The 22,709-nt window shown below is 42.7% G+C and carries 17 protein-coding genes and 1 riboswitch; of the genes, 7 read left to right on the top strand and 10 right to left on the bottom strand.

All coding sequences use genetic code 11. The features are described from left to right. Positions 1-175: 175 nt before the first annotated feature. Genes glgB through P6709_RS17910 form a run of 5 tightly spaced genes read left to right on the top strand, consistent with a single transcriptional unit; the run spans position 176 to position 8,099 of the window. A complete protein-coding gene (gene glgB, locus P6709_RS17930; RefSeq protein ID WP_278242298.1) occupies positions 176-2,041 on the top strand; it encodes a 1,4-alpha-glucan branching protein GlgB in 1,866 nt (621 codons plus the stop codon). 39 nt (positions 2,042-2,080) lie between these two features. Further along, a complete protein-coding gene (locus P6709_RS17925) occupies positions 2,081-3,238 on the top strand; it encodes a glucose-1-phosphate adenylyltransferase (RefSeq protein WP_278242297.1) in 1,158 nt (385 codons plus the stop codon). Next, positions 3,235-4,260, top strand: coding sequence for a sugar phosphate nucleotidyltransferase (locus P6709_RS17920; RefSeq protein WP_278242296.1), 1,026 nt, complete (start codon positions 3,235-3,237; stop codon positions 4,258-4,260). The genes P6709_RS17925 and P6709_RS17920 overlap by 4 nt, the downstream gene beginning before the upstream one ends. Beyond that, positions 4,257-5,696, top strand: coding sequence for a glycogen synthase GlgA (gene glgA / locus P6709_RS17915; RefSeq protein WP_278242295.1), 1,440 nt, complete (start codon positions 4,257-4,259; stop codon positions 5,694-5,696). Before P6709_RS17920 ends, glgA begins: the two co-directional genes overlap by 4 nt. A gap of 3 nt (positions 5,697-5,699) precedes the next feature. Further along, entirely contained in the window at positions 5,700-8,099 is a 2,400-nt protein-coding gene (locus tag P6709_RS17910) for a glycogen/starch/alpha-glucan phosphorylase (RefSeq protein WP_278242294.1), read from the top strand. A 138-nt stretch (positions 8,100-8,237) separates the two neighbouring features. Here the strand turns inward: P6709_RS17910 and P6709_RS17905 are convergent, their stop codons facing one another. The 7 genes from P6709_RS17905 to P6709_RS17875 all read right to left on the bottom strand — a co-directional run bounded on the left by P6709_RS17905 (position 8,238) and on the right by P6709_RS17875 (position 18,029). After that, the gene (locus P6709_RS17905) at positions 8,238-9,452 is read right to left on the bottom strand and encodes a CamS family sex pheromone protein (protein WP_278242293.1); all 1,215 of its coding nucleotides are present in this window, start codon (positions 9,450-9,452) and stop codon (positions 8,238-8,240) included. A 7-nt stretch (positions 9,453-9,459) separates the two neighbouring features. Further along, positions 9,460-11,475, bottom strand: coding sequence for an NAD-dependent DNA ligase LigA (ligA, locus tag P6709_RS17900; protein ID WP_278242292.1), 2,016 nt, complete (start codon positions 11,473-11,475; stop codon positions 9,460-9,462). 14 nt (positions 11,476-11,489) lie between these two features. Further along, positions 11,490-13,727, bottom strand: coding sequence for a DNA helicase PcrA (gene pcrA, locus P6709_RS17895; RefSeq protein WP_278242291.1), 2,238 nt, complete (start codon positions 13,725-13,727; stop codon positions 11,490-11,492). Positions 13,728-13,779: 52 nt separating this feature from the next. After that, positions 13,780-14,454: a heptaprenylglyceryl phosphate synthase gene (locus P6709_RS17890; RefSeq protein ID WP_278242290.1), complete on the bottom strand. Its 675-nt coding sequence runs from the start codon at positions 14,452-14,454 to the stop codon at positions 13,780-13,782. A gap of 413 nt (positions 14,455-14,867) precedes the next feature. After that, entirely contained in the window at positions 14,868-15,182 is a 315-nt protein-coding gene (locus P6709_RS17885; protein ID WP_278242289.1) for a YerC/YecD family TrpR-related protein, read from the bottom strand. Positions 15,183-15,207: 25 nt separating this feature from the next. Continuing rightward, on the bottom strand, positions 15,208-16,254 hold the full coding sequence (locus P6709_RS17880; RefSeq protein ID WP_278242288.1) for a DUF3048 domain-containing protein: 1,047 nt from the start codon (positions 16,252-16,254) through the stop codon (positions 15,208-15,210). A gap of 41 nt (positions 16,255-16,295) precedes the next feature. Then, the gene (locus P6709_RS17875; RefSeq protein WP_278242287.1) at positions 16,296-18,029 is read right to left on the bottom strand and encodes an adenine deaminase C-terminal domain-containing protein; all 1,734 of its coding nucleotides are present in this window, start codon (positions 18,027-18,029) and stop codon (positions 16,296-16,298) included. A gap of 163 nt (positions 18,030-18,192) precedes the next feature. On the opposite strand from P6709_RS17875, the gene P6709_RS17870 reads away from it, so the two are divergent. Together P6709_RS17870 and P6709_RS17865 are read left to right on the top strand one after the other, a co-directional pair. Beyond that, on the top strand, positions 18,193-18,471 hold the full coding sequence (locus P6709_RS17870) for a YgaP family membrane protein (RefSeq protein ID WP_278242286.1): 279 nt from the start codon (positions 18,193-18,195) through the stop codon (positions 18,469-18,471). Between the two features lie 166 nt (positions 18,472-18,637). After that, positions 18,638-18,958 (top strand): helix-turn-helix domain-containing protein, encoded by a 321-nt coding sequence (locus P6709_RS17865; RefSeq protein ID WP_278242285.1) that lies wholly within the window; start codon positions 18,638-18,640, stop codon positions 18,956-18,958. Between the two features lie 33 nt (positions 18,959-18,991). Here the strand turns inward: P6709_RS17865 and sinI are convergent, their stop codons facing one another. From sinI to purH, 3 genes are all read right to left on the bottom strand, one after another. After that, a complete protein-coding gene (sinI, locus tag P6709_RS17860) occupies positions 18,992-19,141 on the bottom strand; it encodes a DNA-binding anti-repressor SinI (RefSeq protein ID WP_278242284.1) in 150 nt (49 codons plus the stop codon). Between the two features lie 36 nt (positions 19,142-19,177). Beyond that, a riboswitch (cyclic di-GMP riboswitch) is annotated at positions 19,178-19,272 on the bottom strand. Between the two features lie 482 nt (positions 19,273-19,754). Then, complete coding sequence (gene purD, locus P6709_RS17855) at positions 19,755-21,011, bottom strand: phosphoribosylamine--glycine ligase (RefSeq protein ID WP_278242283.1); 1,257 nt, start codon at positions 21,009-21,011, stop codon at positions 19,755-19,757. A 135-nt stretch (positions 21,012-21,146) separates the two neighbouring features. Beyond that, entirely contained in the window at positions 21,147-22,682 is a 1,536-nt protein-coding gene (gene purH / locus P6709_RS17850) for a bifunctional phosphoribosylaminoimidazolecarboxamide formyltransferase/IMP cyclohydrolase (RefSeq protein WP_278242282.1), read from the bottom strand. Positions 22,683-22,709: the final 27 nt, after the last annotated feature.

Below are 22,709 nucleotides of genomic sequence, written 5' to 3'. Positions count from 1 at the left end.
TTTTAAGCAGCTTTTTTCTCATTTATCCAGATTTAAAGGGAGAATAGTATAAAAAGTTCTAAAACCACGTCCATTAAATCTTTTTTTACTAAAAATGCTTTTCTTTTCAAGGGTTTTACTCTCTTCATGTAGAATAGCTATTTTATACACTCCTAAGAAAGGATGAGGGCCTCTAATGATTGCTGCACCAAGCGAATACGATGTTCATTTGTTTCACGAAGGCACCCTGTACCAAGCCCATAAACTTTTTGGGGCACATTTAATAAAAAGAAGATCTGCTACTTTGCTCACCCGTTTCACTGTCTGGGCGCCTCATGCTGTTTCTGTATCGGTAGTAGGAAACTTTAATAACTGGAACCCTGATTCTCATCCTCTTGAAAAATTAAACAATGAAGGAATCTGGAGTACAGGAATTGAACAGGATCTTGAGGGCGAAGTATATAAGTACTCCATTCAGACATCAAATGGGGATGTGGTGCTTAAAGCGGACCCCTATGCGTTTTATTCAGAGCTTCGCCCAAATACGGCATCTGTTGTGTATGACACAAAAGGGTACGTCTGGAATGACAAGCTTTATCGGCAGCGCGTGCGCAGAAGACGCCCTGTTTACGAAAGACCTCTTGCCATTTATGAACTGCATTTAAATTCCTGGAAACAAAAGGAAGATGGCTCCTATTATACGTATCGTGAGCTGGTGGATGAGCTCATTCCTTATATTAAGGAAAGAGGCTTTACGCACATTGAAATTCTTCCGCTGACCGAGCATCCCCTTGATGCTTCCTGGGGATATCAGGGCATAGGCTATTTCTCTCCAACAGCCCGATTTGGAACCCCACACGACCTGATGTACTTTATCGATCACTGTCATCAGGAGGATATAGGCGTTCTACTTGATTGGGTGCCCGGCCATTTTTGCAAGGATGAACAAGGGCTTTATATGTTTGATGGAGAGCCAACCTACGAATACGACACGTTTGCAGATCGTGAAAACATCGAGTGGGGTACCGCCAATTTTAATTTGGCAAAGGGAGAGGTCAGAAGCTTTCTTATATCCAATGCCTTATACTGGATTGAAACATTTAAAATTGACGGACTCCGGGTTGATGCGGTTGCAAATATGCTCTATTGGGCCAACAGCGAACCTTCAGCCGTAAATCCCTATACAATTGAGTTTCTTCAGGAGTTAAATACAGCCGTATTTAAAGAACATCCTCAATTTCTTATGATGGCAGAAGATTCTACTGACTGGTCAAACGTTACCTCCCCTGTTCATGAAGGCGGCCTTGGATTCAATTATAAATGGAATATGGGCTGGATGAATGATGTGCTGGATTATATGGAACGTCCACCATTTGAGCGCAGGCATCATCATCATAAAATGACCTTTTCACTTGTGTATTCTTATTCGGAAAATTTTATTTTGCCTCTTTCACATGATGAAGTTGTGCATGGTAAGCGTTCTCTATTGCATAAGATGCCGGGAGACTATTGGGAAAAGTTTGCCCAGCTCAGATTGCTTTTATCTTTTATGATGGTTCACCCTGGAAAAAAGCTCCTGTTTATGGGAGCTGAGTTTGGTCAATATGATGAATGGAAGTTTGTTCAAGGTCTTGACTGGTTTTTAAAGGACTACGAATCACATGCAAAAACAGATGTTTTTACAAAAGAGCTGCTGTCCTTTTACCTCGGACAAAAAGCCCTGTATCAGCTTGACCACGATCCTTCCGGCTTTGAATGGATCGATGCAGATAACGCAGAGCAAAGCATTTACACATTTATCCGTAAAGGAAAAAGAAAAAGTGACACGCTCGTGATTGCATGCAATTTTACGAATGTCACTTACGAGGCATTTAAAGTCGGAGTTCCAATGAAAGGAAAGTGGAGTGAGGTTTTCAATAGTGATCTGGCTGAATATGGCGGTTCGGGACAGCCACATCAAACAAAAACAGAAACTGAAAACGTTTCGATCCATAACCGCGATCAGGCGATTACCATTTCGATCCCGCCTTTTGGAATGACGGTTTGGAAGCCATCCAAATAATCGGGCAGATTATAATTATTAAATAAGGGGTGTGACATGATGGTAAAGAAAAAATGTGTTGCCATGTTATTAGCAGGAGGACAAGGAAGCCGTCTTCAATCACTTACAACGAGCATTGCAAAACCGGCTGTTCCATTCGGAGGAAAATACAGAATTATTGATTTCACCTTAAGTAATTGCACAAATTCAGGGATCGACACAGTAGGCGTTCTGACGCAGTACCAGCCGCTTGTGCTGAATTCCTATATCGGCATTGGAAGTGCATGGGATCTTGACCGTCGAAATGGCGGTGTTACCGTCCTCCCTCCTTATACAGAAGCATCGGAAGTTAAATGGTACAGCGGAACAGCGAATGCCATTTACCACAATATGAAATACATTGAGCAGTACAATCCTGAATATGTTCTTGTGCTGTCAGGTGATCATATTTATAAAATGGATTACTCAAAAATGCTTGACTATCACATCCAAAACGAAGCTGAAGCCACCATTTCAGTAGTTGAAGTTCCATGGGATGAAGCCAGCCGTTTTGGCATTATGAATACAAACAAAGACTATGAAATCCTTGAATTTGATGAAAAGCCGGCTGAACCGAAAAGCAACCTGGCGTCCATGGGAATTTATATTTTCAACTGGAAGGCATTAAAAGAGTTCCTAGAGGTTGATAATGTTAACGAAGAGTCCAGCCATGACTTCGGGAAAGATCTTATTCCGCTTTTCTTAAACGAAGACAAGCGCCTGATGGCTTATCCTTTTGACGGCTACTGGAAAGATGTTGGTACAGTAAAAAGTCTTTGGGAAGCCAATATGGATCTTCTTAAAGAAAATCCCGGCTTGAATCTATTTGATCACTCTTGGAGAATTTATTCACGTAACCCGAATCAGCCGCCTCAATATATCTCACACCATGCAGAGGTCAAAGAATCTCTGGTCAATGAGGGCTGTTTCATCGAAGGAAAAGTACAGCACTCCGTTATTTTTCAGGGAGTGAAAACCGGAGAAGGTTCACTGATCGATGAAGCTGTGATCATGCCGGATGCGGTTATTGGCAGCAATTCAGTGGTCAGAAGAGCAATTGTTCCGGAAGGAATTCACGTGCCGGATGGAATTACGATTGAGCCTGAAGACAATTCTTCAGACATCATTCTTGTAACGGATGAATTGATTGAGAAACTAAGAAAGGACGTGACTGCATGAGCCGTTTATTAGGAGTGATTGATGCTACCAATGTGGTTGGAGGACTCCAGGATCTTTCCCTGAACCGTTCCGTTGCCTCAATTCCATTTGCGGGAAGATATCGGTTTATCGATTTTATTTTGTCCAATATGGTGAATTCAGGAGTCGAGAGCGTAGCTATATTCCCAAAACATCAATATCGATCGTTAATGGATCATATCGGATCGGGTAAAAATTGGGACCTGGATCGAAAAAAAGATGGATTATTCTTTCTCCCGCCATTTTTTGAACCAAATGAAAACAGTACTGTGGGCTCCTTTGCACGCCTGGATCAGCACTTAGACTTTTTTAAACGCAGTCACCAGGACTATGTCTTTATCGCAAACAGCTATGTCATCACCAATATCGATATTGAGGAAGCACTGGCTGAGCACCTGATTCATGATCATGATATTACTGAACTGGTGAATCATACACATTCCCTCGATATGTATATTGTTAAAAAATCATTGTTGATTGAGCTTATTGAGAACCGGAAAAACTCGCAGTTTATTTCTGTATCAGATGTGGTCAACCAGCCGCTTCACAACTTTAATATCGGCACATACACCCACACAGGGTATGCTGCTATTATGAATTCAATCGAGGCGTATTTTCACCATTCAATGAAGCTGCTTGACCCTACTGTCTGGAATCAGCTCTTCCCTGCTGACCGTCCTGTGTTTACAAAGGTAAAAGATGAGCCACCTACCCGTTATTCTTCAGCCTCTACTGTCACGAATTCCATGATTGCAAATGGTGCAGTCATTGAAGGCAGAGTGAACAGCAGCATTATATCAAGAGCGGTTAAAATTGGCAGAAACTCACATGTTACGAATTGTGTTGTGATGCAAAAAAGTCAAATTGGAGAAGGTTGTACGCTTGAGTATGTGATTCTTGACAAAGATGTCAGGGTCTTAGACGGTGTAACCTTAAAAGGTTCTCCTGAAAAACCGCTTGTTCTGCGTAAAGGAACAGTTCGTGAAATGGCGGTGAGCATGTGAAGATATTATTCGCAGTATCCGAATGTGCTCCATTTGTAAAGTCTGGGGGCCTCGGCGATGTAGCCGGGGCTCTTCCTAAAGAGCTGAAAAAAATGGGATCAGATGTACGAGTAATGATGCCGAAGTATTCGATGATTGCAGAAGAGCTCCGTCAAAAAGCAAAGAAAATCACATCTATCTCCATCCCTATGGCGTGGAGAAGCCAATATTGCGGAATTGAAACGCTTGTACATAATGATGTGACCTACTACCTCATTGATAATGAATATTATTTTTACAGGGATACGCTATACGGTCACGGAGATGACGGCGAGCGATTTTCTTTTTTCTGCCAGGCTGTACTTGAGGCGCTTCCCGTCATTCCATTTAAACCGGATTTGATTCACTGTCATGATTGGCATACAGGAATGGTCCCTTTCTTACTTGATCGAAAATACCGGAACGATCCTTATTACCGGGATATGAGAACGGTATTTACCATTCATAATCTTCAATTCCAGGGCTGGTTTACACCTGAAATATTAGGGGACTGCCTGAATTTGGACGATTATCATTATTACTCAGGAGATCTTGAGTACAATGGCTCAGTCAATTTTATGAAAGGCGCGATTTTAAGTTCAAATGCTCTGACTACGGTAAGCCCCACCTACCGGGATGAAATTTTGACTCCTTTTTTTGGAGAACAGCTGGATGGCATTTTGCGCGAGCAGTCGTTTAAACTGCACGGGATTCTAAATGGAATTGACACTGAGAGCTACAATCCGGAAAGTGACCCGCTGATTGAAACGAATTACACACTGAATTCCATCGAAATGAAAGATGAAAATAAACTCGCTCTTCAGCGGCAGTTTAATCTGCCTGAGGATAAAGACATTCCCGTAATCGCCATGGTTACCCGCCTGACGGAACAAAAAGGTCTGTCTTTAGTTCAGCGGATCATGCATGAACTGCTTGAGGAAGAAAAAGTCCAGCTGATTGTTCTTGGCAGCGGTGAATATGAATATGAAGATTATTTTAATTACCTTGCGGGCACCTACCCTGAACAGGCGGGGGTTTATATTGGATTTAGCGAAGCCATTGCCCATCAAATTTATGCTGGTGCCGATTTCTTTTTAATGCCTTCACTTTTCGAACCATGTGGATTGAGTCAATTGATTTCCTTTCAATACGGTACCGTTCCCATCGCCCGGGAGACTGGAGGACTCAATGATACGGTCCATTCTCTTGACGAGACGGATTTAAGCGGAAACGGCTTTACATTTGCTCATTACAATGCACACGATATGAAACACACAATCCTTCGTGCCCTCTCTTTTTACCGGCATGAACAGGCATGGCCAGCTTTAAGAGAAAATGCCATGTCAGGAGATTACAGCTGGGCAAAATCTGCTGCTCAGTACCACGAGCTTTATTCAAAGCTCAAGAGGAGGCATTAATTCATGTTCCATAGCAAAGATGAGTTTAAAGCTTCTTTTTCCCAAAGGCTGGAACAAACAGCCGGGGTATCATTCGCTAATTCCACAAAACAGCACCAATATCAGGCCCTTGGCATGATGGTGCGTGAATTTGTCAGTACCAACTGGATTGTTTCCAATGAAGATATTCGCAAGAGCGGCCAAAAGGAAGTGTATTACTTATCAATTGAGTTTTTACTTGGAAGACTTTTGGTCAGTTCACTGATTAATCTTGGTGTGAAAGACATTGTAGAAAAAGGGCTGCGCGAATTAGGTATTGAATTAAGTGAACTGGAAGAAGCTGAGGTGGATGCAGGATTGGGAAATGGCGGGCTTGGCCGTCTGGCTGCCTGTTTTCTTGATTCGATGGCTTCGCTGAAACTCTCCGGCCATGGACATGGAATCCGTTATAAGCACGGGTTATTCGAACAAAAAATAATTGATGGCTATCAGGTTGAATTGCCGGAGCAGTGGCTTCGAAATGGCAATGTCTGGGAAGTCCGAAAGCCTGACCTTGCCATTGAGGTCCCTTTTTGGGGTGATGTTCAATGGATTGAAAAAGATGGAAAGCTGGTCTTTGTTCATGAGCATGCTGAAACTGTACTCGCGGTTCCGTTTGATATGCCGGTTCTCGGCTATGACACAACCCGGGTGAACACGCTTCGTTTGTGGGGAGCTGAACCCGCAAAGCATTATCCGCCTCATAAAGATTTTATGCAGTATAAAAGAGACACCGAACAAATTTCGGAATTTCTTTATCCTAATGATATGTCAAATGACGGAAAAATCCTTCGCCTGAAGCAGCAATACTTTCTCGTTCGCTCAAGTCTGAAAAGCATCATAAATGACTACAAGGAAAATCACAGTGATTTATTCGATTTTCATGAGCATGTGGCCATTCATATTAATGATACGCACCCTGCACTTGCGATTCCTGAGCTGATGAGAATCTTCATTGATGAAGAAGGAATGAAATGGGATCAGGCCTGGACGATTGTTACGAATACTATTTCGTATACAAATCACACAATTCTCTCAGAGGCGATGGAAAAATGGTCAATTGAACTTTTCAAGCCGCTCTTCCCTCGTATTTTTATGATAGTTGAAGAGATTAACGAGCGCTTTTGCAAAGAGCTTTGGAGGGAATATCCCGGTGACTGGGACCGCATTGAGGAAATGGCCATTATTGCACACGGCTTTGTTAAAATGGCACACCTATCCATCGTCGGCAGTCACAGTATTAATGGTGTAGCAAAGCTCCATACTGAAATACTTAAAAAACGTGAGATGAAAAATTTCCACGAATTTTATCCGGATCGTTTTTCTAATAAAACGAACGGCATTACACATAGACGCTGGCTCCTGCAGGCGAATCCAGAGCTAACCTCATCCATTTCAAAAGCCATAGGAACAGCATGGATTTCTGAGCCGCAGCGATTAGCAGAGCTTGAAAAATTTGCAGACGATTCTTCATTTCAGCTTGAAATCGATGAAATGAAACAGAAGAAAAAAAGAGAATTGGCGAAGCTGATCTTTGAAAAGGATTTTCTTCCTGTAGATGAGCACTCTATTTTTGATGTGCAAATCAAACGGCTTCATGCATATAAAAGGCAGCTTCTTAACGTGCTCCATATTATGCACTTGTACAATCGCATGAAAGAGGATTCATCCTTCAGGCCGCATCCACGGACATTTATCTTCGGCGCAAAAGCAGCTCCGGGATATGATTATGCTAAAAAAGTTATTAAGCTTATTCATTCAGTTGCTAACATTGTAAATTATGATCCTGTTTCAAAGGATACACTTCGCGTGGTATTCTTAGACAACTATCGTGTGTCACTTGCGGAGAAAATCATTCCAGCCACTAACGTTAGTGAGCAGATTTCAACGGCAAGTAAAGAAGCGTCCGGTACAGGGAACATGAAATTTATGATGAACGGGGCTGTGACACTCGGGACGCTGGATGGAGCGAATGTGGAAATAGGCGAGCTGACAGGTCCTGAGAATATATTTATCTTTGGATTAAAAGCTGAAGAAATTATGCACTTTGAAAAGCATGGAGGCTATCATTCTCATGACTACTATCATAATGACCGAAGAATCAAGCAGGTCGTAGATCAATTAACCTCCGGATTTTTCCGTGATTCTTATTACGATTTTGAAACACTGTCTGATTCTTTATTAATGGAAAATGATCAATACTTTTTGCTGAAGGATTTTTCCGCTTATGCAGATGCACAGGACCAGGTCGCAGCTGCATACACCGATCGAAAAAGATGGCTTAACATAAGCATTCATAATATTGCTCAGTCCGGCTTTTTCTCGAGTGATCGAACGGTCAGTGAATATGCCAAAGAGATCTGGAATGTCCAGCCGCTTTCATAGATAAACATACGTGACATATCTATGACTCTGGCAGTTTCTCTTGTAATAAACCAGTTCATACAAAAGAAGAATGTCTTTACGAATAAATTTTTCGTAAGGACATTCTTCTTTTTATATTGATTTATGTTTTCCTTACATTTAGTGCTCATACAAATGAACAAACGGCTCCGTTTCTTCCGGCTCTTTTAGAATCAGGGCTTCTGGACCGTTTACCGATGTAATGCTTACCTCTATGGCAAAATAAGAAGGAAACTGATCAATTAATCTTCCTGCTATAAATTGGGTAAAGCCGACAATTTCTGCTTTTCCGTAAAACTGAATAGGGATATCGATTTTTAAATTTGTCAGCTGGTCGCCTTGATAGCGTCCCGTCCCTATTACACTATTAAAATTTGGAAAATAGGTTTCGATATCCTGTTTGAAATTTAAGAACGCTGTTTCATCATCTCTGAAGTTTTCATTTGCTTCAGCTGAAGGAAACAAGACATAGTTTTCATTCATAGCCTTCCAGTCTCCGAGTTCATCCGATCCGCCTGCAGCTGATGAATAACCAATAAAATTACCTGGTATGACAGCATTTCTTGGCTCCTGTTTAAACAAAGCCACTGTGATCGGAACGTCAGCGAGGTCAGCTTTTTCAGGATCTTCAGCAGCCATTGCCCTCATTCGCTGAACAACTTCCTGCGCCATCCTCCGGCCCTCTTCCTCAATTTTGTCCTGAGGAATGGGTTCTTCATAGGTCGGGCCATATGGATTATTATCATCCTGGTAATAATAAACAGAATTTAATGCCAAACCAACTACGACTCCGCCAAGCTGAACCTTGCTTTCGTCTTCACGGGATTTAGCAAAATAATTATGCTCCTGAATATGTGCCAGATAAATAGGGCTGTTTTTTGCACGCTGCTCCCTGTTTCCTTCGCCTGAGTCAATTGGATTCAAGCCGACATTGTCTTCAGGAGCCATGTCATTTTCTCCAAGCTGTTGTTCATTGTATTCACGTGAAAGCCAGCTTGTAATCGTTCCGCTGTCAAGAAACTGACCAGGCTGAAAAAAGTAATCAGCCGGATCAAAATTCTGCTGGGCAATTCTCATTAAGCCGCTTTCAAGTTCTGCAACATCAAAGTTTGATGCAACATTGTTCACAACCATTCCTCTTGAGGGTGATGGTTCAAATGGCAGAAGCGTCCGATAGTAGTCATCTGAAATTTGGAAATTCGGAATGATAACCGTCTGACTTTCTGCTTCTTCAGGCAAATTTTCTTGAACGACTTCATCTTCCTGCTGAAAATCAGGCACACATCCGCCAAGTACTAACACAGCTCCAAATGCAGCTGCTGACCATTTTTTCATAGTAGCCTTACACCTCTTGTCCGTTTATTTCTTCCAGGAGCCTGTTTTCATCCCATACCGTGATCCCCAGTTCCTGAGCCTTGGACAGTTTTGAACCAGCTTCTTCTCCTGCAACAAGCAGATCCGTTTTTTTGCTGACGCTGCCTGTTACTTTACCGCCAAGTACCTCTATTTTCTCTTTCGCTTCATTTCGTGTCAATTGTACTAATTTCCCAGTCAGCACAACAACTTTTCCTGAAAAAGCAGAATCAACGTTTTCACTCCTGTGAAGCTTAGGTCCTTTGTAGGTCAGATTCACTCCTGCTTCTTCAAGCTCACGAATCAGTTCCTTTACTTCTTCCTGGTTAAAATAAGTGACGATGCTTGAAGCCATTTTGTCACCTATTTCGTCAATATTAAGTAAATCTTCTTCAGAAGCTGTCATGAGTGCGTCCATCGTCTCAAAATGCTGGGCGATGGTTTTAGCTGCTTTAGCTCCAACATGACGGATGCCAAGTCCAAACAGCAGCTTTTCCAGGGAATTTTCTTTAGATGCCTCTATCGCTTTCAGAAGATTGGCTGCCGACTTTTCTGCCATGCGCTCAAGAGCGATCACGTTCTCCATTGTTAAGCGGTAAAGATCTGCTACATCCTCAATTAATTCTTCCCGATACAATTGGGCTACGACCTTTTCTCCGAGACCGTCAATGTTCATTGCATTTCTGGATACGAAATGAATGAGCCCCTCTTGAATTTGCGCAGGACACTTCGGATTAAGACATCGCAGCGCCACTTCCCCTTCCAGCCGTTCAAGCTCACTGTCACATGCAGGGCAATGGGTTGGCATCGCAAATTCTTTTTCGTCACCTGTGCGGCGTTCTGTAATGACACTGACGACCTCAGGAATAATGTCCCCTGCTTTTTTGACCACCACATGATCTCCAATGCGGATGTCTTTTTCCCGTATTAAGTCTTCATTATGAAGAGAAGCACGCCCTACCGTGGTTCCTGCCACCAGAACCGGCTCCAGAAGTGCAGTAGGTGTCACGACTCCTGTACGGCCGATACTGAGCTCAATATCATTTATGACGGTCACTACTTCTTCTGCAGGAAATTTAAACGCGATGGCCCAGCGTGGACTTTTTACGGTTGTGCCAAGCTCTTCCTGCTGAGAAAGTGAATCCACTTTAATAACAATTCCATCAATATCGTACTGCAGATCCGCACGCTTTTCTGTCCATTCGTTTATATAATCAAGCACTTCTTCAATGGAAGAGCATTTTCGGCGTTCCTTATTCGTCTTGAAACCAAGCTCCCCTAAAAGGTCCAACCCTTCACTTTGTGCTTCCAGGCCCGTTTCTCCAGGATCCCCTATGCCGTATAAAAATAAATCCAGATTTCTTGATGAGGCGATTCTCGGATCCAGCTGTCTGAGAGAACCTGCTGCAGCATTTCTTGGATTGGCAAATGGAAGCTCATTGTTTTTTTCTTTTTCTTCATTCAACGCAATAAAAGAGGAACGGGGCATAAAAGCCTCCCCTCTTACTTCAATACTGAAAGGCTCTTTTAAACGCAGCGGAATGGAGCGGATCGTTTTTAAATTGACGGTAATGTCTTCTCCCACCGATCCGTCACCCCGCGTAGCTCCCTGAACAAAAAGTCCGTTTTCGTAGCGCAGCGATACGGCAAGTCCATCAATTTTCAGTTCACAAATGTAGGAGATATTATCGCCTACCGCTTTTCGGACACGTTTATCAAAGTCACGCAAATCCTGCTCATTAAAGGCGTTCCCCAGACTCAGCATCGGATTTTTATGATTGACTTTTGAAAACTGCTCCAAAATGGACCCGCCGACTCTCTGTGTAGGAGAGTCCGGTGTTTGCAGGTCAGGGTAGTCTTCCTCAAGCTTTTTCAATTCATGAAGAAGTTTGTCATATTCAACATCGGGAACAGACGGCTTGTCCAGCACATGATATTCATAGTTATATTGCCGCAGTAAATCCTGAAGTTCTTTTACTCGCGACTCTGCAGTTGCGTAATCCATTTATCGTCTTCCTCTCATTCCGTTACTTTATTAACAGGAGCAAATTTTGCTAAAAGACGTTTAATGCCGGTAGGACTCGGAAATGCAATATCGAGTTCCATTGAATCGCCTTCGCCTTTAACGCTGACGACAGTTCCTACGCCCCATTTGCCGTGGGAGGCTTTATCTCCAACACTCCAGCCAATACCGCTTCCGCCTGTATCTTTAGGAGCAGGACGGCTGACTGGTTTTCTCGGTGCCGGTCTCTTTTGACCAAAGGTTCCCCCGCTTCTTGTGCTGCCAAATGGATTAGACGCGGATTCTTTTTTCATCGGCTCTTCAATCAGCTCACTTGGAATTTCTGCAATAAAACGAGACACCGGATTCATATTGGTTCGCCCAAAAAGGGTTCTCATCTGTGCATTTGAAATAAACAGCTCTTCTTCTGCTCTGGTTATTCCTACATAGGCCAGTCTTCGTTCCTCTTCCATTTCCGCTTCCTCCATCAAAGAACGGCTGTGAGGAAACACGCCTTCTTCCAGTCCAAGCAGAAACACAACCGGGAACTCCAGCCCTTTTGCTGAGTGAAGAGTCATCAGTGTGACAAGCTCAGATGATGACTCTTCCTTGTCAAGCTGATCAATATCCGCGACTAACGCAAGATCCGTTAAAAAAGCAACCAGGCTTTTGTCGTCGTTCGCCTGTTCAAATGCCTTGGTAACCGATAGAAACTCATCAATGTTTTCGAGCCTGCTTTGCGCTTCAATTGTTTTTTCCGCTTTTAAAGCGTCCCTGTAGCCGGATTTGTCGATGATGTCTTCAACTAATTCAGTGACTGATAAATACTCCTGCATCTGAGTATAATTTGATAGAAAATCACGGAATGCAATGACTGTCTTGGTGATTTTAGGACTGATGTCAATAAAATCTCCCAATCCAAGCGCATCATACATCGACATATCATGATCCCTGGCATAATTCGCAATTCGGTCTACTGAAGTTGAACCCACCCCGCGCTTTGGTACATTGATAATTCTCGTTAAACTGATATCATCAGCCGGGTTCGCTACTAATCGCAGGTAGGCAAGGATATCTTTAATTTCTTTTCTGTCATAGAATTTTGTTCCTCCAACAATCGTGTATTCGATGTTGGATTTCATCAAAACTTCCTCCATTACCCGTGACTGAGCATTTGTCCGGTACAGGATGGCGAAATCAGATCTTTTTCTTTTTCCTGACATGACAAGTTCATTAATTTTACCTGCCACAAATTGAGCTTCTGCCTGTTCGCTGTCCGCCCGATAGTAGGAAATTTTCTGACCGTCTGAATTTTCGGTCCATAAATTTTTCGGCTTGCGGTTAGGATTGTTTTGAATAACCTGATTGGCCGCATCCAGAATTTTTTTAGTTGAACGATAATTTTGTTCTAGCATAATCACCGTCGCATTGGGATAGTCTTTCTCAAAGGACATGATGTTCGTGATATCTGCTCCACGCCAGCGGTAAATCGACTGGTCGGAATCCCCTACTACGCATAAGTTTTTAAATCGTGAGGCAAGCTGCTTTACCAGCATATACTGCGCACGGTTTGTATCCTGATACTCATCTACGTGGATAAATTGAAATTTGCGCTGATAAAATTCAAGCACTTCCGGGATTCGTTCGAATAAGTGAATGGTTTGCATAATCAGATCATCAAAATCAAGCGCAGAGTTTTTCCGCAGCCTGCTCTGATATTCAGTGAAAATGTCACTGATCGTCTGGTCAAAATAGCTTCCAGCCTGTTTCGCAAACTGCTCAGGGGTGGTCAGCTCATTTTTAGCGGAGGAAATAACAGAGAGAATGGCTCTCGGATCAAATTGCTTTGGGTCCAGATTCTTATCCTTCAGGATCCGTTTAATCACAGATTGCTGATCGGTAGAATCCAGAATGGTAAAATTCCGATTAAATCCAATGCGGTCGATGTCTCTCCTTAAAATTCTTACGCACATCGAGTGAAAAGTGGAAATCCAAACATCCTCTGATGCACCGCCTAGAATCTCGCCCACACGGTTTTTCATTTCTCTTGCAGCTTTATTCGTAAAGGTAATCGCTAAAATATTATAGGGTGCGACTCCTTTTTCTATCATTAAATAGGCGATCCTGTGGGTCAGGACTCTCGTTTTTCCTGACCCGGCTCCGGCCATTATTAAAAGAGGGCCTTCTGTTGCTTTTATCGCTTTCGCCTGTTCAGGATTCATTCCGTTAAGTAATCGATCAGTTAAAAATTGCATTCCCTCACCACCTCGAACATTTGTTCTTATTATATAGTATCAAGCTGAATATTTACAGGACTGTTTTTAAAGCCTCTTTCAGGTTATCGTACACCAGATTGCCTACGACGATTACATCAGCCCGTTCCGCCATTTCTGCTGCTCTTTCTTTTGACGTAATGCCGCCTCCATAAAAGAATACCGTTTTTGAAAGTTCCTGTCCTACAGCTTTTACAATCGCCGGATCTCCATATATGCCGCTGTACTCCAAATAAAAAACCGGCAGTTGAAAAAGCCGCTCTGCCATTCGTGCGTATGCCACGATATCTTCTTGGGTCAGCGCTGTGTCTGCTTGGGTCAGGCTTGCCGCTTTGCAATCCGGATTCACGATGCAATAGCCCTCGGCCATGATTTCTTCCCAGTTCATGAGATCCCCATGTTCTTTGACTGCATCATGGTGAAGTCCCGTAATCCATTTTGGATCGCTGGCATTTAGTACTGTAGGAATAAAATACAAATCAAATCCAGGTGTGACCGAATCCAGAGTAGACACTTCAAGCACGCACGGAACAGTGTATCGGCGAACCCTCGCCATCAAGTCCAGTACATTTTCAAGTGTCACACCATCTGTGCCTCCTATTATGACCGCATCGGTGCCAGACTCACAGATTTTTTCTAAAGCATCATCTGAAAGCTCCTTATTCGGATCAAGTTTAAATACATGTTTCCATTCCTGGACGTCATACATATTGGATCCTCCATTTCACTGCGTTCCTTTTCAAACTTATCCGTATCATTATAGCATCCTATGAGGGAAGCTTAAAGCGTGGGCAAGTGGTCAAATAATTCGGTATTTTAAACATCAGCGCAAAAAAAAAAAAGACTGAGACAAAATTGTCTCAGGCCTTTAATCGGTTCACACCGCTTCATGCAGACGCTATCAGCAAAGACAGTGGCTTGAGCGCTTTTTTGACCAAGGTCCTGAAAAGTCTCAGCTTGCCGTCATTTCCTGCAGGGATCCTGCACTTTACGCTCCATTCAATACTGCTATATACTGCCTCTTACTTATTTCGATTATCTCCAAATCTTTGTCCATGACTGCGCCTGTTCAGTATACATTTGTACTGATACTAAAGGGGTCTGTCCTTGTGATTGAATCTGTTACTTATTATCCTCTGCTTCTTCACTTGAGTGGATGCGCCCTAAAACAAGTGAATACGTATCGTTGCCATAGTTCAGGCATCTTTTTACGCGGGAAATCGTCGCTGTGCTTGCGCCGGTTTCTGTTTCAATCTTATGATACGTCTTACCTTCACGGAGCATGCGGGCAACTTCCAGCCGCTGAGCCAATGATTGAATTTCGTTTATTGTACATAGATCGTCGAAAAATCGGTAGCATTCATCCAGGTCTTTTAGTGAAAGAACGGCGTTAAAAAGCTGGTCCAATTCTTTCCCTCTGAGTTTATCTATTTGCATAATGTCGGAACGACTCCTTTTATGATTAATCATTTATGGTAACGAGTTCTTCAAATCCCTTTTCTTCAGGAATGATGTGAATCCAGCTGAGTCCCGGTGTCAACGGGGCAGGTTCTCCCTTATAATAAGGAACCACTCTTCCATCTTCTTCCTTCCACTCCATTTTAAAATACTCGCCTTTGGTAAAAAGATGTGCATTGCCTCCAGTTGAGAGGTCTATATCCAAACGGCCCTGATCATCAACGATGCGATGTTGGGCTTCTGCTATTAAAACATTGGCAATCGATACAGGCTCACCAGATTCTTCATCGAGCGTGATTTCACCGGCACTCTTTCTTGTATAGGAACCATCAGAGTGATAAAAATAACTGCTCGTATACATTTCATTTCCATCATATGTCACAGAAAATTCAGGAACAGCTTTGTCCGGAACAAGGTCACTTTCAGATGAAAATACCATTGCTGCAGGTGCTCCTTCAAGCGAAACTCCTCTTCTTTGGGCTCCCTGTTCAAAGTACCCGGAACCGCTGTAAGAATTATGAGGGGCTGCACGGTCTGATGAACGAATAAACAATTCTCCATCATACTGGATCCCATTCATATGTTCAATTACACCTTGTTCAAGCAAGTTAAAAGCATCCGGACTATAGCCGTGAGCCACAAAAAAGCTGTTATAGGCTCCTGCAAGCGCTATATGATAATCCCGTGCACTTCTGATCGGGCCGACACGCTCAGGATACTGACTCTGATAAATGGCGAGAAGGCGTGTAATTCCACCTTCAGCCAGAACTTCATAAATTATATCTGCTTCTGATAAGCCGCTTTGGGGACGGGCTTTAGGATGATTATTTAAAATAACGGAAATGGCTCTTTGATTACTTACCTCATTTAATTGTTCTCCGGATAAAGGGGACACCGGGGAAGCAGCAGGTGCATGAACTTTTTCTGTTTTATCCGGCTGCTGTATTGCAGTGGATTGATTTTCCTGGTTATTAAGCTGATTTTCTGCTTCATGATTACCGCTGCAGGCTACCATCAAACTTGAGATCGCTACCAGTAAAACGCGCTTCATACTGTATACACCCCATAATTCGTTTCTCTTACTTTCTCATTTTAACGCATTATCGTTGGAAAGAGTACCGTTTTCTTTTTAACATCATAGAGTCCTTTTTGAGTAATCCGGACATAAGGTAAATGAGTTGATGATAAAAATAGCAGCGTATAGACCGGATCCCCGTGACTGTACCCTCTTTCTCTTACAATTTCTCTTAATGTTTCCTCCGCATTCATTACTATCTCCATGGGTTCTCTTGACATGATGCCGCCGATTGTAAGAGGAATTTCATGAAGTACTTCCCCCTTATCCACAAGCACAATTCCTCCCTGAAGGTTCTGAATGCGTGAAAAAGCGGTTTGAATGTCTTTTTTTGATTTTCCAATAAAAAGTAAATCTCCTGTATTTGAAAATGAAGATCCAATAGCACCAAGGTTCTGAACAAACCCCTTAATCACCGTGCAGATTTTCCATTTCCCATTCCGGTCGATCAGCATTAAAAAGCTTTCGTCACTTTCCCGGTGCAATTCATCCACAGAGGTATCACTATTTATAGAATATGGTTTTGTAATTACGTTATTCACCATTTCAATTCCAAATGGCATTGAAAACTGCAGATCTTCATCCGTCAATTCCCACTCAAGCTCTAATGGAGGAATCAATGACCAGTCAGGCTGTTCAATAAAGGGCGTTCTCTCCCCTTCTTTTTTTACCCATTGTCCCTTTGATAGAACTGATTCCGGAGTTGGACAATCGGCGGAACTCAATACATTCAAGGTAGCCTGTCTTCCGGTTGCGATCATCCCCTGCATAAATTCCAGGCGGTAATATTTCGCAATCGAATAAGTGGCCATATGGTATGCCTCAATCGGATCCACCCCTGAGTCAAGCGCAATTTGGATTAACCGGTCCATAACTCCATCACGATAAAAAGAAGGTGTAGATCCATCGGTTGTCATCATCAGCGAATCAAAGGATTGAAGGCCTTTTTCTTTTAATTCTTGAATAAGTTTTGGCAGATCGGGCCGTATGGAGGAGTGACGCAATGTTACTGCCAGCCCTTGCTCCAAGCGCGTCCAGGCCTCATCACCTGTCATTGCCTCGTGATCTCCTGTCACACCTAAAAGCGTCATTTTTGCTATGGTTTTTTCAGATGCACCAGGCAAATGCCCTTCAACACGCTTATATTGAATTCTTGCTTCCTGCATCCAGCTTAAAATCATATCGTCTCCATCAGCCAGTTTTGGCCAGCTTGTCAGCTCTCCTGCAAGCAGAACACTGGGATCAGCCAGCCACTGCCGGATTTCTCCATTTGTAAACAGCTCCTGTTCATTGCTGATTTCTGTCTGGGCATCAAGCCTCGCCCACCAGTAAAAAGAGAGAGAGGATTTCTTAAACTGCTGTATAAAAGGAAGCGCTTTCTTTTTATTATTTAATAAAAGCATCATCAAGTTGTCCGAAATAAACGTTGTGGTCCCGCTTTGAGATGCATATTCAGCAAAAGATTGGGGATTATATAGCTGAAAAGGATGTACATGGGGTTCTATATAACCGGGTACAACCCATTTATCCGTTAAGTCTGTGATTTCTGTATTCTTCGTATTTTCCGGTAGTTTATCCCCTACATAGACAATACGATTGCAGTAAATCCATATATGCCCTTTTTTCCACATCTTCAAGGAAGAATTAAGATAGGTGGCATTTATTAAAAGCTTCGTTGGGGCAAGGCTGCCATCAAGAACAGCGGTATGTTCTCTTAAATGCTCAATCTTCCAGGGAAAACGTTGCTCCATCTTACCAATTCCTCCTGACATGTAAACAATAATACCCTTATGATGCATCTGCACTTGCTAAAGATATGTGCAGGATGAAAATAATGGTTTAATCGTATCATATTTTACATGTCACCGCATTAAAGAGCTGCTGATTCACAAAAAAGACATAGGAGTGAAGAGAATGAGACCAAATATCGGAAGAACAAATTCTTATATTCGAACTATTGCAGGTTTTTCAATTTTAAGTATTGCCACTGCCAGAATGGCAAAAAAACCTTGGAAAAAATCGTTCATGCTGCTTGCCGTTCTAGGTGCGATGAAAGTAGCGGAAGGTCTTATGCAGTTCTGTCCGCTGGTTGCTCTTTGGGACAAACGGAAAGGCTGGATGGACGATGCTTTGGATTGGGACAATGAAACCAGCAACTATCTACACCATTCAGAGGTGGGAGCTGGAGAGTAAGGAAAATAGTGGGTCTTTTAAACCATCATTCCCCCTGCATCTCCCTATCTCCATGACCAATCATCACAACTTTTTAAAAATTCGTGCGTTATAGTGTCCATTATCTTAATTTATGATAAAATGGAGAAATAAGTCGAAATTTAATACTTCAAGGTGTGTGATGGTTATGATTGGTGATCGCGTAAAGGCACTTCGTAAAGAAAAAAACATGTCCCTCTCTGAATTAGCGGAACAAGCTGGCGTTGCTAAATCCTATGTCAGCTCACTTGAGAGAAATCTCCAGCAAAATCCTTCGATCCAGTTTTTAGAAAAAATTGCTCCTGTTCTAGGAGTGACGGTTAATACTTTACTCGATCCTGATGACAATCAAAAGGACGTCGACACCGACTGGGTTAATTTAGCTAAATCAGCAATGGAATCTGGAATTTCTAAAGAGCAGTTTAAAGAGTTTATTGAATTTAATAAGTGGCGCATCAACAAAAAATGACCAGTGCATAGTCAAGATGCACCGGTCATTTTTTCATCCTGCTGCCACTTTTCTTCTTTCCCTTTCACGATGAAGATTTTTCCCCTTTAAAAAATCTTCAATCTCGCATTCAGAGATCCCCGCCGTAAGTGCTTCATTAATTAGAGCCACCCATTCCAAATCCACTTCTGCCGCACGACCCATTTTCCGTCCCCTCCCAAAATACTATTTTTCAGTACCTCAGGCGGCTCAGCCGTCATAGCACTCTCCTTCTAAATGCCTTAGACCCGTAAGCTTTGCGTCCCAGTTTTTCAACTGGTTTGCCCTTATCTGTTCTTGCTCGAAGCTGAAGCAATAACAATATTCATTCCTCCATGGCCAATGTGATTTATAATTAATATTATCTTATCACCATTTAAACTGTTGACATATAGGAGTTTAGAACCAAGTGTTCTGACTTTTCCGACAACAAAGGACATAAAAAGAATGTTTTAGATTATGTAAAAAGAGATATTCTCTATACCCCATTTATTCCATTTCCCTAAATAAGTAAAAAGTAAACATAAGTTGGTAAAAAAATGTGAAAAAACATGGCGGTGATCGTAGTCTAGTATAAATATCACTTGTTCTTTATTAAGAAATTCATACTGTTATTATACGATTTTTCATAATAATGTTAAATAGCCATATTCTCTTTTATTCTTACATTTATAAGTCTATTTCCCTCATATGCTACATTATTCTCGTTTTTCCTAAGAATCCCTTTTTTTCTGCCAATTGTTCTCTATAATGAATAAAAGAACCTGAATAGGTTCTTTTATTCTTTCTTCATGGCATGATGGCCAATATCTTTTCTGTAAAATAGTTTTTCCGATTGCTGCTTATTTAGGTAGGAGTACACTCGATTCCTTGCCTGCTCAAGATTTTCTCCACTGCTTGCAGCCAGCAATACTCTGCCTCCTGCAGAATATAAATCATCCCCATCCATCTCGGTTCCTGCATGAAAAAGCAGTTCCTCTTCTTTCTTAAATTGATTCAGCAGAATCTTTTTCGTGTATGCTCCCGGATAACCTTCCGCTGCCAAAACCACTCCAGCGATGGTATTCTCATCCCATTCCAACTCCGTTTTTTCGCGCTTTAAAAGCTTTAACAAAAGGGAGGCAAGATCTGTCTTTAATCTGGGCAATACCACCTGTGTTTCAGGGTCTCCAAAACGTGCATTAAATTCAATTACCTTTGGCCCGGTTTGGGTTAAGATCAGTCCTGCATATAATACTCCGGTGAAAGGTCTGCCTTCCTTCACCATAGCTTGAACAACAGGTTTGAGTACAGTGTCCATTGAAATCTCAGCAATTCCTTCAGGAAGATGAGACACAGGTGAATAGGCCCCCATGCCTCCTGTATTCGGTCCTTTGTCTCCATCAAAGGCTCTTTTGTGATCCTGGGCCAGTTCGAGAGGAATAATGATGTCTTCATGAACAAGAGCCATGAATGAAAACTCTTCTCCCACAAGAAATTCTTCAATGACAATTTGACGGGAGGAAGAGCCGAACTGCTCATCTACCAGCATGTCGTCGATTGCTTTTTCTGCTTCTTCCATCGTCATGGCTACCACTACACCTTTACCTGCTGCCAGTCCATCTGCTTTTATGACAATCGGCACTCCTTTTGTGTGCAAATAGCTCTTTGCTGAAGCAGCCTCCTGAAAGGTTTCATATGCTGCAGTTGGCACATTGTACCGCTGCATCAATTCTTTTGCGTAAGATTTGCTTCCCTCAATTCGTGAGGCCTCTTTGCTCGGGCCAAAAATAAAAAGCCCCTCTGCTAAAAATCGATCGACAATTCCTTCTGCTAATGGCTGTTCAGGTCCCACTACCGTTAACTCCACCTGATTTGTTTTTGCAAATTGGACTAGTGATTCCTGATCATTTTCATCGATGTTTACCCGCTCAGCGCACGCTGCGATTCCTGCATTGCCTGGTGCACAAAAAACCTGCGTAACCGATGGCGCCTTTGCCATTGCTTTACAAATCGCATGCTCCCTGCCTCCCCGGCCGATTACCAAAACATTCATCGTTAAACCTCCCTCATTATTTGAAAATCAAGCCTGCTGCTGCGCCTGATAAAAAGAGGCTGACCCAAAACCATTGAGTCAGCCAAAACATGGACATGAGTAAGATTGTCTGGACATGGAAATCTTACGTATTCATTAGTGTTTAAAGTGGCGTATTCCTGTTAGCACCATGGTGATTCCCCATTCGTTTGCTTTCTTAATGGAATCCTCATCCCGTATAGAGCCGCCTGTTTGAATAATGGACGTTATTCCGGCTTTAGCAGCAGCTTCAACGGTGTCATCCATAGGGAAAAATGCGTCGGAAGCAAGGCTTGCACCTTTTGAACGTTCTCCCGCCTGCTCGAGTGCAATTTTCGCAGCACCGACACGGTTCATTTGACCCGCTCCGATTCCGAGTGTCATTTGAGAATCCGCCACTACTATGGCATTAGACTTAACGTGCTTCACCACCTTCCAAGCCATTTTCATTGCTTCCCACTCCTCTTCCGTGGGCTGTCTGTCGGTTACGACTCTGACATCCCCATTTTCAAGCGTAAACTGGTCCTGATCCTGCACCAGCAGTCCGCCTTCAACTGAAGTAATAAGGTGTTCATGTGTCATTTTGCGATCAAATGGAACAGTTAGCAGGCGAAGATTCTTTTTCGCTGTTAGCACTTTCATCGCCCCCTCGGTGAAAGCAGGCGCAATAACGATTTCCAAAAAGATTTCAGCGAGCTTGACCGCTGTTTTTTCATCCACTGCGCGATTAAACGCGACAATTCCTCCAAAAATAGAAGTGGAGTCACTTTCATACGCTTTTAAGAATGCTTCATAAGCAGTTGAACCTCTTCCTGCGCCGCATGGATTCATATGCTTAACAGCCACAGCCGCAGGCTCCTCAAAATCTTTTACAATTTGCAGGGCTGCATCAGCGTCCTTGATATTGTTATAGGAAAGTTCTTTCCCGTGATGCTGTCTTGCGTGAGCAACAGAAAACTCAGAACCAAGCGGATTGCGGTAAAAAGCAGCCTGCTGATGCGGGTTTTCTCCATATCTGAGGTCCTGCTGACGTTCATATGTAAGGGTGAACCTCTCAGGGCTTTCTTCTCCTGCCTGATCAGTTAAGTAACGGGCAATATGTGCATCATACGCAGCCGTGTGCCGGAAAACTTTCGCAGCAAGTTTTTTTCTTGTTTCAAGATTCACAAATCCTTCCGATTCAAGCTGTGAAAGGACTGTATTATAATCAAGTGAGTCTACAATTACAGTAATGTGGGCATGGTTTTTAGCTGCTGCACGAAGCATGGTCGGTCCGCCAATATCAATATTTTCAATCGCCTCTTCAAACGTCACAGCTGGATTGCTGATGGTTTGCTGAAAGGGATAGAGATTGACGCACACTAAATCAAACGGTTGAATCCCCTGTTCATCAAGCTGACTCATATGCGCCTCGTTATCCTGCTTAGCTAAAAGTCCTCCGTGAATCGATGGGTGAAGTGTTTTAACGCGTCCTTCTAAAATTTCCGGGAACCCTGTCACTTCATCAACTCCAATGACTGGCACTCCCTCCTCCTGCAGAAGATTCTTTGTTCCGCCTGTAGATAGGATTTCGTACCCGATGCGCTGAAGTGCTGATGCAAATTCAACGACTCCTGCTTTGTCTGATACACTGATCAGTGCACGTTTTGCCATAGTATCATTCCTCCAACTGATCTCTGC

It is taken from the genome of Jeotgalibacillus sp. ET6, assembly GCF_029667115.1.
In the GTDB taxonomy this organism is placed as follows: Bacteria; Bacillota; Bacilli; order Bacillales; family Jeotgalibacillaceae; genus Jeotgalibacillus.
The sequence above is the reverse complement of the archived record's forward strand: the minus strand, read 5'-3'. Positions and strand labels throughout refer to the sequence as shown.

What these genes read in the sequence shown, in the direction of transcription:
- glgB (WP_278242298.1), top strand. Translation starts at nt 176, where the DNA reads ATGATTGCTGCACCAAGCGAATACGATGTTCATTTGTTTCACGAAGGC.
- purD (WP_278242283.1), bottom strand. Translation starts at nt 21,011, where the DNA reads ATGAATGTTTTGGTAATCGGCCGGGGAGGCAGGGAGCATGCGATTTGT.
- P6709_RS17920 (WP_278242296.1), top strand. Translation starts at nt 3,235, where the DNA reads ATGAGCCGTTTATTAGGAGTGATTGATGCTACCAATGTGGTTGGAGGA.
- P6709_RS17870 (WP_278242286.1), top strand. Translation starts at nt 18,193, where the DNA reads ATGAGACCAAATATCGGAAGAACAAATTCTTATATTCGAACTATTGCA.
- P6709_RS17910 (WP_278242294.1), top strand. Translation starts at nt 5,700, where the DNA reads ATGTTCCATAGCAAAGATGAGTTTAAAGCTTCTTTTTCCCAAAGGCTG.
- P6709_RS17885 (WP_278242289.1), bottom strand. Translation starts at nt 15,182, where the DNA reads ATGCAAATAGATAAACTCAGAGGGAAAGAATTGGACCAGCTTTTTAAC.
- sinI (WP_278242284.1), bottom strand. Translation starts at nt 19,141, where the DNA reads ATGGGTCGTGCGGCAGAAGTGGATTTGGAATGGGTGGCTCTAATTAAT.
- P6709_RS17890 (WP_278242290.1), bottom strand. Translation starts at nt 14,454, where the DNA reads ATGTATGACGTCCAGGAATGGAAACATGTATTTAAACTTGATCCGAAT.
- ligA (WP_278242292.1), bottom strand. Translation starts at nt 11,475, where the DNA reads ATGGATTACGCAACTGCAGAGTCGCGAGTAAAAGAACTTCAGGATTTA.
- pcrA (WP_278242291.1), bottom strand. Translation starts at nt 13,727, where the DNA reads ATGCAATTTTTAACTGATCGATTACTTAACGGAATGAATCCTGAACAG.
- purH (WP_278242282.1), bottom strand. Translation starts at nt 22,682, where the DNA reads ATGGCAAAACGTGCACTGATCAGTGTATCAGACAAAGCAGGAGTCGTT.
- P6709_RS17905 (WP_278242293.1), bottom strand. Translation starts at nt 9,452, where the DNA reads ATGAAAAAATGGTCAGCAGCTGCATTTGGAGCTGTGTTAGTACTTGGC.
- P6709_RS17865 (WP_278242285.1), top strand. Translation starts at nt 18,638, where the DNA reads ATGATTGGTGATCGCGTAAAGGCACTTCGTAAAGAAAAAAACATGTCC.
- P6709_RS17875 (WP_278242287.1), bottom strand. Translation starts at nt 18,029, where the DNA reads ATGGAGCAACGTTTTCCCTGGAAGATTGAGCATTTAAGAGAACATACC.
- P6709_RS17925 (WP_278242297.1), top strand. Translation starts at nt 2,081, where the DNA reads ATGGTAAAGAAAAAATGTGTTGCCATGTTATTAGCAGGAGGACAAGGA.
- P6709_RS17880 (WP_278242288.1), bottom strand. Translation starts at nt 16,254, where the DNA reads ATGAAGCGCGTTTTACTGGTAGCGATCTCAAGTTTGATGGTAGCCTGC.